This is a genomic window from Binatus sp. (SeqCode) (genome assembly GCF_035272065.1).
Taxonomy (GTDB): domain Bacteria; phylum Desulfobacterota; class Binatia; order Binatales; family Binataceae; genus Binatus.
Genome location: NZ_DATEQZ010000032.1, coordinates 1 through 16,928 on the forward strand (window position 1 = coordinate 1; position 16,928 = coordinate 16,928).

Here is a 16,928-nt window from a genome sequence, read left to right on the forward strand (position 1 = left end):
GCGCTGACGACGCTCTCCTGAAGCTCGAAGTTTGCGGAATCTGCGGCAGTGACTACGAGCAATACGAAGGCGGCATCGCAATCTCGTCACCGGTAATCCCCGGGCACGAACCGCTGGGCATCATCGAAAAGATTGGCGCGATCGCGGCGAAGCGCTGGGGTGTCGCCGAAGGTGACCGCGTTGCGGTCGAAGTGCTTCTGCCGTGCGGGTACTGCATGCAGTGCTTATCGGGAGCGTATCGGCTCTGCACGGGCAAGGGCCGAATGTCCGCATATGGGTACACGCCGATTGATGTGAAGCCAGCGCTGTGGGGCGGCTATGCTCAGTACATGTACCTCGACCCGCACACGGTACTGCACAAGGTCTCCAAATCAATACCTGCGGAGCTGGCGGTGATGTTCAATCCGCTCGGCGCGGGAATCCGCTGGGCCGTGCAGATGCCCGGTACCAATATCGGTGACACGGTAGTGATCCTGGGACCGGGGCAGCGCGGACTCGCCAGCGTGATTGCCTGCAAGGAGGCGGGTGCCGGAAAGATCATTGTGACCGGACTCGCGCGGGACAAGCGTAAGCTCGCGCTCGCATCCGAGTTCGGCGCCACCCACACCATCAACGTCGACGAGCAGGACCCGGTGCACGCGGTGCGCGAAATCACCGGTGGCAAGGGCGCGGACGTGATTGTGGACGTGGCCGCATACTCAACCAGCACCGTGGGTCAGGCGATCGACATGGTGAAACGCGGCGGCACGGTGATTCTGGCCGGAGTAAAGACCAAGCCGGTCAAAGAACTCGCGAGCGACAAGATCATCTTCAAGGAGATCCGGGTGCAAGGCGCTCTGGGAGTCGACTTTCGCGGCTACGCTCCCGCGATTCGGATAATCGAGTCGGGGCGCTACCCGCTAGAAAAGATGCACACCCACACGTTGCCGCTCGAGCAGGCGGAACGCGCGATCAATATGCTTGCCGGAAACGTCCCCGGCGAAGACGCGATCCATATCGCGCTCAAGCCCTAGCCACTGTCGATGCGACGGCGGCCTTGGTGCCGCCCGCATCAATTAGCACCCGTTCGAACTCCGGTTCAGATGGAAATTTCAACAGAGACAACGGTTGCCTAGTTGGCGCTTCCGATCGCACGCGCATACCGGCGCTGCAACTGTGCCATTCGGCCGAACAGCTCCATGATGTTGCGCGGTGAGCGATCGTCATTTATCTCGCGAAAAATCGTATCCACCGTAACGGCAAGCCGCTCCGCATCTTCCCAGTCACCGAATGAACCGAGAGCGATATTCTGCGCGGCCTCCCATGAATTCATCCCCGCGGCGTGACGTTTGCGTGCTTCACGGTCGACATAGACCAGATAATCCTGCATCCGCTTGACGCCGGCCTTGTCGGTGATCGGGCCATGGCCGGGGACAACCACGTCCACCTCCAGCCCCAGAATTCGATCACAGGCTTTGATCCAGTTGCTCACCGGACCCGCCCATGCGATCGGAGTCCCGTTTATGAACAGAATATCGCCCGTGTAGACGACTCGATTCGCAGGGACAAAGGCGATCACGTCGCCCGCTGTGTGCGCCGGCCCCACCTGGATGAGCTTTACCTGCTTGTCACCGACGTTGAGCACTTCCTCTCCGGCAAAGGTCCGGTCAGGCAGCCTGAATGTCACCCCGGCGAAATCGAACGCTCCAAAGATTTTCTTGAAAAACGCTCCGACCTCTCCCATCGCGGCCGTGTTTTTCATCAGCTCGGCGAGCATCTGCGGATTGCCTTCTTCGCGCATCTCGTGCGCCGCCGCTTCCGACGCGATAATCACCGCATTTTTCGCAAGCCGGTTGCCAAAGGTGTGATCGCCGTTCGAATGTGTGTTCACCACCACGCCAATGCGATCGGCGCCAAAGCCGGTCGCATCCTGCATCACGCCAAACATCTCGGCGGTCAGCCGTTCGTCGAAAAGCGTATCGACCAACAGTGATTGATCTCCGTCGGTAATCGACCCGGCGTTGCTGTAGCCCCAGGTGCCTGACGGCTGGAGGTATGCATACGCGCCACGTCCAAGGTCATGCAGACCTTTGGTGAATTGCCATTTGCTCACGACTTTTCTCCTGCTGGCCCGCCTCGTTTTACAATTCGGTTGCGAAGGACGCCGATCTTTTCGATTTCCAGCTCGACCGTGTCACCCGGCGCTAACAGGCGCCCATGCTCGAGCCCGCAGCCGCCGCCAACCGTCCCGGAACATAGCACCTCGCCGGGATAAAGCGTTTCGCTCTGGCTGACGTGTGCGATGCAGTCCTCGAATCGATGGTGCATGGTCGACGACGAACCGCGGGACAGTTGCTCGCCGTTGACGCCGGCGGTCATCGTCAGGCTGTAAGGCTCGACCTCATCGGCCGTCACGATGCATGGACCAAGGATGTTACCGGTGTCAAAGTCCTTCCCTTTCGCCGGACCGAGCGAACCCGCCATTTCCCGCATCTGGTAGTCGCGGGCGCTCACGTCGTTGAAAATGGTATACCCAAAGATGTGCTCTCGTGCGTGCTCGCGTGGGATGTCAATGCCGCGCTTGCCAATCACTGCGGCCAATTCCAATTCATAGTCGAGCGCATAGGCGTAGCGGGGCCAGATTACATCTGCGTCTGGCCCGATCACCGACATCCGATTGCATTTGTAATAGATGGGAATTTCGTACCAGACGGGAGGAATCGTGAAACGGCCCGAGGCTTCCAATTGGGCGCGCGCCTTGGCGGGATCTGCCGCTCCTGCAGCGGCCACATCGATCGCCCGCGCGAAGCTGTTTTTCAGATGCTCCTCGAAGCACAAAAAATCCCGCATCTGAACCGGCCGCGGCAACGGCGCCTTCAGGCGAACATCGCCAAATGCCAGCGCTCCATCGCCTAAGGAACGCGCGTGCTCGAGCGCGGCACGCGCAATATCGAGTGCCGGCGGACCGCCTTCGATTACCGCCTGCATCGAGGACAACGCGGCGCAATCGTCCCAGTTCTCATCCGATGCGCCTCAGCAAGGTCAGCTACTCGCGAGTCGCCATCGAACAAGGCGCCAAGCCTCTCTTCTCCGCTTTTGTTTGCAAACGTCACCAGACGCATGATTCCGCCTCGCTTCAGACTCTTCGCCGTTACGGGGCATACTATGAGCTTCCGAAGAAATTGAAAAATGGATTTCATCGAGCGGAGCGTCTGGCTTGGGCCGCTAGAAAGCTATCGATACGCCGTTCCCGCAGAAGGCCGCAGCGCACTGGAAAATCTCGCCGATCTCGTGGCAAGCTGCGAATCTGACCGGTCCATCGGCATTGACCACTGCTGGATCAAAGCAACGCAATGACCATTACGCACGGAGACAATCGAAATGTCGGAGCCGCTGGAAAAGCCCATTGGAATGGCCGCGAGACCCACGCGGCCGCAAGAGTTCTACGATAGCATCAAGCGGAAGTACGCTGAGGAACGCGACCTCAGGCTGAACTACCGCCCGGATGGGACCGCGCAGTACACGTCCGATTTGACGGGCGAGCTGGCGAAATACGAAGTTGATCCGTACGCCGGCGAGGTCGCGTCTCGCGAGCCCATCAACGACACCGTCGAAGTCCTGTTTATCGGCGGAGGATTCTCAGCGCTTCTGACCTCCGCGCGGCTGCGGGAGCATGGCGTCGAGAGCATTCGCATCGTCGAGCGCGGAGCTGACGTCGGCGGCACATGGTACTGGAACCGGTACCCCGGCGTGGCGTGCGACGTCGTCGCCTATGACTATCTGCCTCTGCTCGACGAGCTCGACTACGTGCCCAAGGATCACTACGCCAAGGGCCCCGAGATCTTCGCGCACTGCCAAGCCATCGCCAGAAAATACAACCTCTACGAGCTCGCCACCTTTCAGACCACCGTCACTTCCACCGTTTGGGATCCCGCAGAACAGATGTGGAACCTCACTACGGACCGCGGCGACAAGATGAAGGCGCGCTTCGTCATCTGCGCTAACGGCACTCTCTCCAAACCCAAGCTGGCGAAGATCAAAGGCCTCGAAACGTTCAAGGGACATTCTTTTCACACCTCGCGCTGGGACTACGCTTACACCAAGCCGGATCTTTCGGGACTCGAAGACAAGGTCGTGGGTATCATCGGGACCGGGGCGACAGCGGTACAGGCCATACCGGGCTTGGGCGCGGCAGCCAAAGAGCTATACGTGTTCCAACGCACGCCATCTTCAATTGACGTCCGCGACGATTGGCCGACCGATCCCAACTGGGCGAGAAAGCTACGCCATGGATGGCAGGCTGAGCGGCGCGCTCGCGCGCGTATGCAGCCGCTGATGACCGAGGCGCAGAGAGCGAAGCAGGCTGCGATGTCTCCCGAGGAGAAAATCCGCCGGCAGGAGAACGCGAACATCGAGGCCATGATGAAGATTCATCAGCGCATCGATGCGATCGTCAAGGACAAGGCGACCGCCGAGGCACTCAAGCCGTGGTACATGCTCTTGTGCAAGCGGCCGTGCTTCCACAACGATTATCTGCCGACTTTCAACCGGCCCAACGTTCACCTGGTTGATACGAAAGGCAAGGGCATCACGGAGATCAACGAAAAAGGTCCGGTGTTCGAGGGTAGGCAGTACGAGCTCGACGTCCTCATCTACGCCACCGGCTTCGAAGTGCAGAAGACCGGCATCTACAACCAGATCAAGGGAGAGAATGGCCTCGAGCTCAATGACAAGTACCGCGCAGGCATCCGCACCCTGCTTGGAATCCACTCGCAGGGCTACCCGAATCTCTTCATCATGGGCGGCTATCAGGCTTCATTCCAGTTCAATTTAACCGACATGCTACAGGCCCAGGGCGATCACATCGCTGCGTGCATCGACTACGCCCGCCGTCATGGCTTTCAATCCATCGATGCGACCCGGGAGGCGGAGGAATGGTGGGTGCAGGAAGTTATCGAACATCGCGGCAAGACCAGTCGTAACCAGGAATGCACGCCGGGCTACTACAACTTCGAGGGTGAGTTCCAGCGCCGGCAGGACGGCAACTATAACGGCGGCTTCTTCCAGTACTGTAACCACCTAAGTGAGGTGCAGAAGCGAATGGACGAGCACTTCGCCTTCACCGGGAAGTAGCTGTAGCGGAGCGCTGTATCTTAACTGCTCCGCTGGGCTTTCCCGCCGGATGCCGCGACCATCATCACGCCCATCAGCGCGTCATGCCGGATAATGTGTTCGGGAGGCACAACCGGCTACGTTTCAATTGTAGATAGAAACGATTTGGCCGTCTGCAGTACTTTTGCGTCGAGACCCTCCTCGAAACTCGAACACATCGGCGCTAACAGGTGGTACGCATCTTCTCGTTTTCCTCGAGAGGCGAGCAGGCGGGCCAGGCTCGTGGCGGCCAACAGTTCCTCAACCTTTGCACCCATGCCGCGTGCGATCCTGAGTGCCTCCTCGAAGTCACGTTCTGCCGCCTCGGGACACTCGTTTCCGCTTTTTCCCAGAAGCTCCGCACTGCGGACGAGAATCTCGCCGCGCAAACGTATCAGATGCACATGGTCGAGTTCCTGCTCCGGAAGGGCTGCGAGAGCCTGCTCGATAGCGGTCGCGGCTTCATCGAAACGATCTTGGGCAAGTAGGGCCCGGCTGAGAAAACATGTGTAATAGCTCAGGCCCGCAAGATGCCTTTCGGCGGCCTGTTGCGCGAGTCCACCTCGCATCAACTCGATGCCCTCTTGAAGACGCCCTTGGTCCGCGATTGCTGCGCCCCGCAGAATCTCAGCGTCGGCTTGAAAGAAGGGCATGCGCTGGCTGGCGGCCAGATCCGCCAGTTGAGCAGCAAATTCCTCTGCGCGTTGTGGCTCGCAAAGAGAAATATGCAGACCGGCAAGCACGGATAGAGCAAGCGCTTTTGAGGCTGGCTTGTTGTGACGCTCGGCCAGGCGCAACGAGTCGGCGGCATCGACACGCGCGGTGTCGGGCAATCCGAGGTGCCATGCGGTGCGGCTCAAATACGCAAGTGTCGATACGCCGGGATCATATGGAGTTGATTGATATTCGTCCTGTTTGTATAAGGCCCGCGCCCGTTTGAGATGGTCGTAAGCAAGAGCCAAATTGCCGCGCTGATAACACGTAGTTCCGACCGCATAATGACCCCAGACAAGCAGGTTCGACTCGCCCTCGCATTCAGCAGCGGCAAGAGCCTGCTCGGCCATTTCCTGCGCGGCGCGCAACTCGCGGCGGCTCAGGTTGGCAGACCAAATGCCAACCAGCGTGTAAACAAGTTCCGCAGGTCTCCCGAACTGCGTCGCGAGAGAGCGCGCTCGAGCGTAAATCGGATCGATTGCCGGCGTGGCGAAACCGTGCGTCGACTGCATTACCTGTGCAAGAGACAGGTTCACATTCAATTTGCGACGCGCCAATTCCGGTACATCACCAAGCTTGTCGAGTAGTTCCAAAGCGCGACTGAAATGATTCTCCGCCTCCTTGAGGGCCCCGCGCGCAACAGCTCGACCCCCCGCACGACTCCATTCGGTAATCGCCGAGTCGAATTCGCCCGCTTCGGTTAGATGATGCGCGATCAGCTCGGGCTGCGATGACGCCTCAGGAGATCGAGCGGTGAGAGCATGCGCAATCGCATGATGGAGCTCTCGGCGCTTGCTTTTGAGCAGAGTTCCATATGCCACATCGCGCACCAATGCATGCTTGAACATGTAACTGGAATCCGGCGCGATCCCTCGCACGTACAGAAGTTCGGCATCGGTCGCTCTTTTCAGTGCGGACTGCATCTCCAGCTGAGACATCCTGGTCACAGCCCGGAGCAGCTCGTAACTGAATTCACTTCCAATGGCCGCGCCCACCTTGACCAGTTCTCGGGCAGAACCGAGATGATCCAGGCGTGCCATCAGGGAGTCGTGGAGGGTTGCAGGTATCTCGTGCGCGATCGTCTTGTGGTCACTATCCAGAACCAGCTGCGCCAACTCCTCGGCGAATAGCGGCACGCCGCCGGCGCGTTTCACGACGGCATCGACCACATCGCGCCCAATTACACTTCCGGCCGCTTTCCCGCCTATCAATTCAATCACCTGACCTGGGCTGAGGCGATTCAGCACGAGCTGCGCATGATGCGCGCGCGACGGCCACTGCAGGCGAAAATCGGGCCTTGAAGTAAATAGCAGGATCATCGGAGCCGTGGCACCTTGTTCAGCGAGTAGCTCCTGGAGCAAGAGAGTAGAAGGATCGACCCACTGCAGATCCTCCACCACTAATACGAGCGGCTGAATTTGCGCCGACGCGCATAGCCATTTCACCAGGATACCGAGTAGCCGGCGATGCTGCTCTTCCGGTGTGCCGAGCGATTTTGGATAGCTCTCGGGCGTTGGCAAGTTCATCAGAGGGCTAATCAGGGGAATCGCTTCGCCCAGGTCTAGTCCAACGGCCCGCAGTCTGTTCTCCAATTCACGTAATCGCTCCTCGGACGCCGCGTCCGGCCTTAACGCAAGCGCTTGCTGCAGCAATTCGCTCACCGGATGAAGAGGTGCGTTCTGGAATAAAGGCGAACCCGCGCATTCGATCCAGGTGTGTGGCATTCCCGCGATCTGGTCACGGAATTCGTGAACAAGGCGGGATTTTCCGATACCAGCTTCACCCACTATGAATATTACTTGTCCTTCGCCATTCCGCGCCTTGGTCCATCGACTGTGCAGAATCTGGAACTCATCTTGACGTCCTACGAACGGGGTCAGCGCATGAGCGGCTGCCGCGGCATCAAGTCGCGAACGCATGCCGCTCGGGCGCATGACGTGAAACAGCTGCAGCGGCTCTGTGATACCTTTGAGCGCGCGCTTCCCGCAATCCTCGACTAGGAACATCCCTGAAACCAGCCGGTGCACGGCTGACGTGACAAATACTGAATTGCGCACAGCCTCAGCTTGTACGCGAGCAGCAATGTTTGGAGTATCACCATAAATAGAAGCTTCGTTTGCTGCGCCCTCGGAAACTATAGCTGCTCCGGTGTGGATACCGACTCGGACGCCTAGTTGCGGCAGACCCTCCGCCTCAAGTGCTTCATTCAGGCCGCGGATTTCATCAACAATAAGAAGACCTGAGCGTACGGCGCGCTCCGCATCGTCGTCGTGAGCCTCGGGGAAACCGAAGTACACAATCAGACCGTCGCCAAGGTATTGAGCTACGCGACCCTCGAACCGGGTGACGGCAGCCGCAGCCAAGTGTTGGTAGCGAGCTATGATGTCACGCCATGTTTCGGGATCCAGCTGTTGCGAAATCTTAGTCGAGTCGGCGAGGTCGACGAATACAACCGTCATGTGCCGAAGTTCGCCCGTGTCACGGAGCGATTCATTGGCGGTTGAAGAGCGGGTCTCAACAAGGGCAGTACGCGAGCCCTCTGAAGCTGTTACGGCGTCCACCGACAGCCCCAAGCGTGTCGCGCAACCACCACAGAATTTTGCGTGAGACGGGTTCGACAAACCACAGTTCGTGCATCGTCGGCCTACGGGAGCGCCGCACTCGATGCAAAATCGCGCATCACTCGGAGTTTCCGTTCCACAATTTGAGCACTGCATTTGGCCCGCTTCGAGTCTCGAAGTCCCCAGTCAGATAGATCTACGACAATACCTGCCGAAGGGAAATGCCTTTCGAGAAGTTCGGTTTATGTGAGAGGTAGCCGGAGAGGCGTAGTTTCGACGCGCGTTACATGCAATGGAGCGTGCTTCTGTGCGTGTCGGGTGTCGAACGTCGCACCTCGACCGGAACAACTGTAACGGTCGTTGCGGTACCCTGTGCAATGTGCGCCTGGGCACCAACCTCGCAGCCGCCCGAAACCAGCGATACGAAATACTGTCCAGGTGCACCTTCAAAATCCACGGCGCCATCGGAACCGGTCACTCCGTCACCGCTGCTGCGCCATCCTTCGAGTAACTTCTGCAGCCGCACAGCGGCCAACTTTGGGCGCCCCGCGGGATCGTACAATCCGCCATCGATCACGAAACGGTAGGTGTCGTTGAACCCCCACCAGTTAATGCCTTCTACCTGGAGGTCGCCGTACGCCAGTGTGAAAACGTCCTCAAGATAGTCAGCCTGCGTCACCTGATTGGCCGGCGCGTGCCACATACTAGCCATCCATGAATTCCTGTGCGACGAGCCGACCGCGATCTCGGCAAGTTGGAGCGGTTTGCCAAACCGCTTGAACCTGTCCAACTCGCAGGCGAGCCGAAACACGTCGATCGCCGGAACTTGCAGACCCCCTGCGATATCAACCCAAGCACCCTCGAAAAATTGGAGTGCAATTACATCGAAGGGGACGCCGGCTGCCGAAAGGCGCTTCAGATGGCGGAAGCCCTCAGCGGTTCGGTCGCCAACTCGGCCTCGGCTAATCGCACCCATCAATGGATAGTCTTTGAGCGCCACGTCTTCACCCAGCGGAAGTGCAACATCCACCATGATTGGAGCGCGAGGCGCTTGTTTGCGGATACTATCCGCGGATGCCTTCGCGACGCGAAGGATTCCCTGGTCATTCAGATCCCACCGCGACCACTGAGGATGCCCCTCGTTGAGCGATTCCCAGATTTGAATCTGCTCACCATAATGCGAGAGCAACCTAGGTACGTGATGGTTGACAGCGGCGACTACAGCATCAGTGTTTCCTTTTGATTCGGCTAGATACGCAGGCACTTCTCCGTCTTTGAACCAAACCATTCCATGCTCGCAGAGCGTGAATCCTTTAATTCTGAGCGCTGCCGGTTCGAACAAACGGTCAAAGTAGTCGAGCGAGAACTCGCCAGGGTTCGGCTCAGTCCGGTCCCACGTCATCAGTAGCATTGCGTAGTTGAGACCAAGGGACCTCATTAGCTCAATTGTTTGTGCGTCGTAGCCATCGCTATACGCGCCGAATAAAAAGTCGAATTGAGTCTGATTGAAATGGACCTTGAGGTGCGGAAGCGGGTTGCCGCGATTATCTCTTACGATCAAACGCAGACTGCCGCGGCGGCTTCTGCGAATTGTATCGCGTGCTTCGGCAAGCACTTCGCTTTCGCCGGCCCACATCGCGAGGCGGAGAGCCTCGAGTGCCAATCGCGAACGCTCACCGGAATCTGGGGAAACTTGCACTGAGTTTAACAGCTCGGTCGCGGTATCAATATTGCGACGAGCTTCGGCGCTCGCCATTAACCCTCCATTGTGCTGCGCAACCCACAAGCGGACGCGCGCCACGCGTGACCGAGCAAACTCTGGTAAGAGTTCGATCCTGAGTCGACCATGCCGGGGCGGTTCGTAGCCTCGGCCTTGATTGTCTGCTGCAACCAGCACGCGGCCGAAGCCGGGAATGTTCCATAACATTTCCAGAGTCACAGGCCCGACGCTCGCAACTGCGACTTTTGGTGCGCCGAGACCGTACTGCATCCCCAGAACGGGCGAACCGTCTCGATCTCTCACGATCAAGGTCGGTAGCCACGAGCGGAAGAATTCAGCGCTCCCCAGTTGCCTGTCGTGATCATCGAAAGCTACGAGTTCTATGGTGCGATACTCGAAGTGCATCACCCACACCCCAAGGCCAAGCAGCACCAGTTGATAGATCAAAAAGTAGCCTGCGGAGATCAGAATGCAGGTGGCGGCGCTGAGCCACCAGACAAGTCTCAACTTCGGAGTTGATAGTAGGAGCGCTTTCATCGATTCACCGATTGCGGTTCCACCGGTGGGCGAAGTATATCTTACGAGGCTTCGTATTCACAGTAACCGCCGCCCGCAGGTAGCAATTATAGTCTGAGCGTCAACCTTTAGATCTAATGAGAGCGGAAAATGTCAGATAGACTACCGGCAGAGTTGCTAAATCCGTTTGACCAGTCCTTCCGCAATGAACCCTATTCCTACTATCCGCAGCTCCTCGATCGACCACCGGTAAGGCTGAATCGGGCACTGCCTTGCGTAGTCGCCGCACGCTACCTCGATGTCACTGAAATATTGCGCGATTACAAAACATTTTCGAGTGTCGTGCCCGACCAGCTCATCCTAGCCAACTTTGACCCGTTTGCCGGAATCCGCCCGATGCTTCATTCAGATCCACCCGAGCACACCAGACTCAGAAGAGCCATTGGAAGCTACTATGATGTGAAAAGGAGTCCGCACGTGCGCCTCATACATGCGATTAGCGCGACTGTTGAGCGGCTGCTCCAGAAGATTGAGCGCGTCTCGGAGTTCGATGCGGTTCGTGACTTGGCCACTCCGCTTCAGTCCGAGGTTGTCGCGCAACTACTCGGCATTCCCTCTGAAGATGAGCTGCCGCTCAGGTCGTGGTCTGACGAGATCTTCGCGGCGACACGCAGTTACATTGAAATGGTATCGGCTCTTGTCAGCGATGCTAGACTGGGGGCAAATGGGCACGATCCTTTCGAAGCGCTAAAGCCACCGCAGAACGCGCCGCTTTGTGACGCAATCACGGCTCTGCGTGCCTACTTCAGCCAAGCCATTGCCCGAAAACAAGAGCGATCCACTGACGGCCTCATAAGTGCAATGGTCTCGCAGGCCCGCGACTCCTCGGAAGAGAACCTGGAGGAGATGGTCTCGACGTGCGTATTGACGCTGTTTGCGAGCGAGACTGCCGCCAACCTAGTCTCCAACGGTCTGCTCGCATTTGCGCAGCACGAAAACGAATACGCTCGTCTTCGATCAAATCCACAGCTTGTTACCTCTGCGGTCGAAGAGAGCCTGCGTTATGACAGTCCCGTGCAAGCGGTGTTGCGATACTGTCGCCGCGAAGCAAATGTTGGAGGGACTGTTATACCGGCCGGCGCGATTACGCTAGCGTTGGTCGGCGCCGCGAATCACGATCCCGTTCATTTCACGGAGCCAGAACGATTCGATATTGGCAGACATCCGAATGACCATGTTGCGTTCGGAGATGGAATTCACAGCTGCCTCGGGGTAAACATCGCCCGCTCTCTAGGTGTGATTGTAGTCGCCGCGATTGCGCAACGGTTCAAGACCTTTCGACTCGCACAACCTGGGCGGCAACCTCAATATGAGAGTGCCCTACTATCACGGGGATTGACTTCACTGCGTATCGCTGCCGAATGACGCTTTACTTCCTATATGGAACTCGACGGTGCGATGGTTTCGCCTCGATACGTCCAGGCTTCTTACGCCTCGAAGCCTTCACAGTTGTGATCTCGTGCGAGCGGCCTAGGAGCGCTCGAGTTACCTCGCGTCTGGCTGCGACCACCTCCTTCCTTGTGAATAGCTGTATGCTGCCGTAGCCGATTGGATCGGTTGCTTCCTGAAAAGCATAAACCGGCAGGCGAAACGAGCCGATCCCCAACTCCTTACCGCGGAACCTGGCCTCGAAGGAAACCTTGTCTCCTGTCCGGACCCCCCTTCTTTTCAGCATTCGCTTTCCAAATCCCTCCACCTCGACGCATCGCACCACAGGCTTAAATTGAGCCGCGATCGTCGGCGGGGCCATCATGTCCGCTCGCACGACAATTGTATCGCTAACTTTCGCCACCGGAGGATCGCATTGGATCCGTGTGCTGATCCGCTTCTCAAGCCTCTCGCGAACCTGATTTTCTAGTGCGCGCCTCATTCTTTCCACATTGGTTTCGTCGTTACTCATATCTATCTATATGACGCCATTATTAATTAAAAAATTTCGGCCAACAGGATCGTCAAAAAGCGTCATGTGAGGATAGGTAAGATTCACGACGTTTGCAGACGCGGAGGAGAATGCCTGGGCACTCTGATATGGGACGGTCCCATCGCCGGGCCCGGGTGGCAACCGAAGCAGTAGTTGATCATTCGGATCGAGAATGTAGCCCGTATCGGTAGGTGTGGTGTCTGACAAAAACACTGTCATGACCACTCCGGTCCAAGGCGCCGTGGTAATTGCTGTCAAGTCTTGTTGTACGGCATTGATCAACGTCTGCAATTCAGGTGGCAGTCCACTCCAGTTGAAGGCGCTGTAGGGCTGTGGTCCTGTATAGCTACCTCCGCTAAGGATCGGATAGGTCGGTATGCACTCAAGTTGAGCAGTAACCGCTACAAGGGCCCGATTGATTGAGACTTGAACTTCTTCGGCTAGAGCTGGGAATAAGAACCGTGTCATTTGAAACACGGCATAAAAAAGGCTACCTAGATCAGGAGCCGCGACCAGATTCTGGAAGGCCGAGGGGATACCCAGCATTGGCGGACCTGCAGCTACTATTCCTCGAATCAGGGCATTGTTGATGAGGGGCGCAGCCAATGGAAGTAGTATCGCCCAGCGGGTCACCATGCAGCCGTAGCTATGCGCAAGGAAGAGAATTTTTCTTCCCGCGAGATTCGGTTCGACTCGGGTTTTGACGAAGTCAGCGAGTGCTGTCGAGCAGTATAGCAACCCCTGTCGCCAATCGTAAGCAAAAGGATAAAGGTTGTCATTTGCCTGGCTGTATCCCTGAGAACCGAGGAACGCCAAGAAGTCACCGTATACAGGCACCAAAGAGACCGGTGTCAACGGCAACCAGGGAAGGAGAAGGGCCGGGTCCAGAACCATCCACAGCGCGGAGGTCGACGAATTCCAGACCTCAAGTGAGCCCAAATCCAGGCTCGTTCCCATTCCGCCAGGAACAAGGACAATTACGGTGTCGGGTCTAGCCATACCGGTCTCGTGGCAGACATCCTAGAACTCTCGTAACGCTCAACCGCTTGCATTATCTTCTAATCCACTTGCATACCATTGTGCAATAAGTCGGGCAGTCGCTGCGACTTTTCGAATTGGCCAAGTGAAAGCAGAGACACTAATGGGAAGGTGGCCTTACCTGTGGCTATCAGAAAATCCAAAAGCACGAAGCGTCCAGAGTTTTGGGGGTGGCCCGCCGCCGAAATCTACGGCTGGTTCACCGAGGGCTTCGACACCCCCGACCTGAAGGACGCCAAGACGCTGCTGGAAGAGTTAGGCGGTAGTCGATTGCAACGAGATATCATCGTGGGTGAAGTTCCGGAGAACAGTCAGAATGCGGATTCGACAGCATCGTTCACGCGCCCTTCCGGAGGACATGAGCGACGCAAACGGCGCCAACGCCGACCATGTGAGCGAGCCCTGTCTTCGCGTTCGGCTGTTGTCGTACGCCGGCTTCGCCTCGCAACTGGCGCGTGATCTCGGCGATCTGCCCGGCTCCCGTCGGTCCGATCGGATGGCCCATTGCGAGCAGTCCGCCTGACGCGCTTACCGCGCAACGGCCGCCGATATCGAACTCGCCCGCCGCGATCGCGCCCGCGGCCTTGCCCGGCGCGCACAGCCCCATCGCCTCCACGTACAGCAGTTCTTCAATCGTGAATGCATCATGGAGTTCCATCAGATCCAGGTCGCCAGGCCCTATGCCGGCTTCGTCAAACGCCTGCTGGACCGTTTCGCGCGTCAACTCGGCGTCAAAATTCTTCGCTCCGCGGTATACCTGCTCGGTTCTCGTTACCGACGCGATGACTCTAACCGCGCGATTGCGATCGATTCCGAGTTGCCCGATCGCATCGTCGGAGGCGACGATCACCGCGGCTGCGCCTTCGCCGACGGGGCAGCATTGAAGGCGCGTCAGCGACCCGGATATCGCCGGCCCGGCCATCACTTCTTCAAGCGTTACAGCCTTTTGGCGCTGTGCGTAAGGGTTGTTCGCGCCATTGCGATTGTTCTTGACGGCGACCTGCGCAATCTGTTGCGCGCTCACACCGTACCGAGTCATGTACTCCTGCGTGAGCAGCGCGAAGTGGGTGAAGGGCACCACGCGCGAGCCGACCAGATCTCGCATTCGGGTCTTTCCCGGCGCCATCGCGACGGGGCCCGGCTTGTCCACGCCCAACGCAAGTGAAACATCGGTCAGGCCGCTGGCTACATCGATGCACGCCTGGCGAAATGCGGTCGAGCCCGAAGCGGATGCGTTCTCAACCTGGGCCATCGGAATTCCGGTCGCGCCGAGATGACGCAGCATCGGTCGCGAGGCCGCCATTCCGATCAGAGCTGTACCGGTGTAGGCCGACTCGACCGATCGCCATTCAAGGGCAGCATCGGCAAGAGCCTCCCGTACCGCGGTAAGGCCGAGCGTCACGTATGGAGTTTCGCTGAGCCGTTGATATCGATGAAGGCCGATGCCGACCACATAGACTGGACGCATATCACGAAGCTTCTTTTTCATTTGCTTGCCTCTGCCCTGGCGAAGCGCAGCTCGACCATCTCATTGCCCTCCTGATCGGTACCGGCCGCAACGAGCACGCTCTTCATGCGATCGCCGATGGCGAGGCCCGCGTCGGTGCGGTTAGTAAGCGTGGATCGAATCGCAGGGCCGTCATCGAGGACGATCAGGCCGATCGTGAACGGAGCCTCGATGTCCTTGCCCATATGCAGATGAACGGTTGCGTAAGAATGAAGCGTGCCGCGTCCGGCCAATTGCACTGCCTCGAGCTTTTCGGGCGGCGCACCGCATGATTCGCATCCATAGCGCTGCGGGGGAAAGAACGCATAACCGCACGCGCGGCATTTGCCCCCGCTTAGAGAAGGATTGTCGGCGTAGTCTGGCGAGTAGAGTTCGGGATGAACGGCTGTGCGGTTGGGCATGATGGCCTCCCGCTGGAGACGATAGGACTAAACTTTCGCTCGCGTCAATTTTGCAAGCGGGTCGGCAAGTAGTATGTTTCGGCCCGATGACGAGCCCTACGCATCGCGCAACGAGTGATAGCGGGAGCCACGCGCATGCTCGATGACGTTCGCGTGCTGGAAATCTCTGCGCCGGAGACAATGCTCGCGGGTCGGATGCTCGCGGATCTCGGTGCGGATGTCGTCGTCGTCGAGCCGCCTGCGGGATCTCCGGGGCGGCGGCTTGCTCCGTTCCTCGACGGCATTCCCGGAATCGAGCGCAGCCTCACCTGGCAGGGGCTCAATTACAACAAACGCGGTGTCACGCTTGACGTTTCGTCGCCCGACGGAAAGGCGCTGACGCGAGCCCTCGCGACAAAATTTGATGTCGTGATCGAAGCGGCCGGTGCTGGGCGAGCATCGCCGCTCGACTCGATCGAGTTTGCACCGAGCGTGATTCGATGCACGATCACTCCGTTCGTGCGCACCGGCCCGAAGAGCGAATATGCTGCGACGGATCTTACGGTGATGGCCGCAAGCGGCGCGCCGACGATGACCGGAGATCTCGATCGCCCTCCGCTCTTTTTTCCGGTGCCACAGGCAATGATGGAAGCCGGCGCCGATGCCGCTATCGCGGCGCTCGCAGGACTCATCGCGCGCGACCGCGACGGACTGGGGCAGCGCGCGGAAGTGTCGGCCAGGATTGCCGCGATGATGGGCTCATTCGGCCAGGCCCTTGTTCCAGGCTCGGGCAATCCGGAGGCCAAGCGGACGCAAGGCGCGATGATCGTAGCAGGTGTGCAAGTGCCGAGCGTGTACGAATGCGCGGACGGGTTCGTGTTGATCACGATAGGTTTCGGCCCGGTGTTTGGACAGATGACCCAGAGGCTCGCGAAGTGGGCGACGCAAGAGGGCCACATGGGTCAGCGAATCGCCGAGATAAGCTGGCCGTCGTTCATCGGCGACCTGTCGGCGCGAAAAACGTCGCCATCGGATTTGCATGCGCTGGTCGACGGGCTCAAGTCGCTGGCGCGATCGAAGACGAAGGCTGAGCTGGCGGAGGCGTCGCGGCGACTCGGTCTGCTTTCGTCGCCTGTAATGAACATGAAGGACGTTGCCGAGTATGCGCAGTACCGCGAGCGTGGGCTCTTTGCATCAGTGAGTCTCGAGGCGGGCCGCGAAATCGACGCGCCCGCGCGATTTGCACAATTCTCGAACTACTCAATCGAGATCAAACGGCCCGCGCCGAAATTGTCTGAACACTCGGCGGAGATCTTTGAAGCTGAGCTCGGGCTTTCCAAAACTGAAATCCAGGCGCTGTTCGTCGCAGGAGAAATCTAGG

Annotated in this window: 13 protein-coding genes and 1 pseudogene; 5 read left to right on the forward strand and 9 right to left on the reverse strand. The window is 58.4% G+C overall.

Annotated elements, in window-relative coordinates; all coding sequences use genetic code 11:
* Positions 1–1,013, forward strand: a 1,013-nt coding sequence (locus VJX68_RS05040) for a zinc-dependent alcohol dehydrogenase (RefSeq protein WP_324094568.1), incomplete at its 5' end; no start/stop codon positions are given.
* Between the two features lie 98 nt (positions 1,014–1,111).
* On the opposite strand, the gene VJX68_RS05045 is transcribed toward VJX68_RS05040, so the two are convergent.
* Entirely contained in the window at positions 1,112–2,092 is a 981-nt protein-coding gene (locus VJX68_RS05045) for an MBL fold metallo-hydrolase (protein ID WP_324094569.1), read from the reverse strand.
* Complete coding sequence (locus VJX68_RS05050; protein ID WP_324094570.1) at positions 2,089–2,967, reverse strand: fumarylacetoacetate hydrolase family protein; 879 nt, start codon at positions 2,965–2,967, stop codon at positions 2,089–2,091. Before VJX68_RS05050 ends, VJX68_RS05045 begins: the two co-directional genes overlap by 4 nt.
* A gap of 201 nt (positions 2,968–3,168) precedes the next feature.
* On the opposite strand from VJX68_RS05050, the gene VJX68_RS05055 reads away from it, so the two are divergent.
* A complete protein-coding gene (locus VJX68_RS05055; RefSeq protein ID WP_324094571.1) occupies positions 3,169–3,336 on the forward strand; it encodes a hypothetical protein in 168 nt (55 codons plus the stop codon).
* 24 nt (positions 3,337–3,360) lie between these two features.
* A complete protein-coding gene (locus VJX68_RS05060; protein ID WP_324094572.1) occupies positions 3,361–5,112 on the forward strand; it encodes a flavin-containing monooxygenase in 1,752 nt (583 codons plus the stop codon).
* A gap of 116 nt (positions 5,113–5,228) precedes the next feature.
* On the opposite strand, the gene VJX68_RS05065 is transcribed toward VJX68_RS05060, so the two are convergent.
* From VJX68_RS05065 to VJX68_RS05070, 3 genes and pseudogenes are all read right to left on the reverse strand, one after another.
* Entirely contained in the window at positions 5,229–8,303 is a 3,075-nt protein-coding gene (locus VJX68_RS05065) for an ATP-binding protein (RefSeq protein ID WP_324094573.1), read from the reverse strand.
* A gap of 135 nt (positions 8,304–8,438) precedes the next feature.
* A pseudogene (locus VJX68_RS19290) lies at positions 8,439–8,561 on the reverse strand (zinc-ribbon domain-containing protein); the annotation flags it as partial.
* A gap of 127 nt (positions 8,562–8,688) precedes the next feature.
* Positions 8,689–10,662 (reverse strand): endo-1,4-beta-xylanase, encoded by a 1,974-nt coding sequence (locus tag VJX68_RS05070; RefSeq protein WP_324094574.1) that lies wholly within the window; start codon positions 10,660–10,662, stop codon positions 8,689–8,691.
* Positions 10,663–10,791: 129 nt separating this feature from the next.
* Here VJX68_RS05070 and VJX68_RS05075 point away from each other — a divergent pair, with 129 nt between their 5' ends.
* The gene (locus VJX68_RS05075; RefSeq protein WP_324094575.1) at positions 10,792–12,066 is read left to right on the forward strand and encodes a cytochrome P450; all 1,275 of its coding nucleotides are present in this window, start codon (positions 10,792–10,794) and stop codon (positions 12,064–12,066) included.
* Between the two features lie 4 nt (positions 12,067–12,070).
* Here the strand turns inward: VJX68_RS05075 and VJX68_RS05080 are convergent, their stop codons facing one another.
* From VJX68_RS05080 to VJX68_RS05095, 4 genes are all read right to left on the reverse strand, one after another.
* Positions 12,071–12,601 carry a hypothetical protein gene (locus VJX68_RS05080; protein WP_324094576.1) on the reverse strand — a complete coding sequence of 177 codons (531 nt, stop codon included), beginning with the start codon at positions 12,599–12,601 and terminating at the stop codon, positions 12,071–12,073.
* A gap of 6 nt (positions 12,602–12,607) precedes the next feature.
* Positions 12,608–13,621: a lipase/acyltransferase domain-containing protein gene (locus VJX68_RS05085; RefSeq protein ID WP_324094577.1), complete on the reverse strand. Its 1,014-nt coding sequence runs from the start codon at positions 13,619–13,621 to the stop codon at positions 12,608–12,610.
* A 376-nt stretch (positions 13,622–13,997) separates the two neighbouring features.
* Positions 13,998–15,149 carry a thiolase family protein gene (locus tag VJX68_RS05090; protein ID WP_324094578.1) on the reverse strand — a complete coding sequence of 384 codons (1,152 nt, stop codon included), beginning with the start codon at positions 15,147–15,149 and terminating at the stop codon, positions 13,998–14,000.
* A complete protein-coding gene (locus VJX68_RS05095; protein ID WP_324094579.1) occupies positions 15,146–15,568 on the reverse strand; it encodes a Zn-ribbon domain-containing OB-fold protein in 423 nt (140 codons plus the stop codon). The genes VJX68_RS05090 and VJX68_RS05095 overlap by 4 nt, the downstream gene beginning before the upstream one ends.
* Positions 15,569–15,703: 135 nt before the next feature.
* Here VJX68_RS05095 and VJX68_RS05100 point away from each other — a divergent pair, with 135 nt between their 5' ends.
* Positions 15,704–16,927 carry a CoA transferase gene (locus VJX68_RS05100; protein WP_324094580.1) on the forward strand — a complete coding sequence of 408 codons (1,224 nt, stop codon included), beginning with the start codon at positions 15,704–15,706 and terminating at the stop codon, positions 16,925–16,927.
* Position 16,928 lies beyond the last annotated feature (1 nt).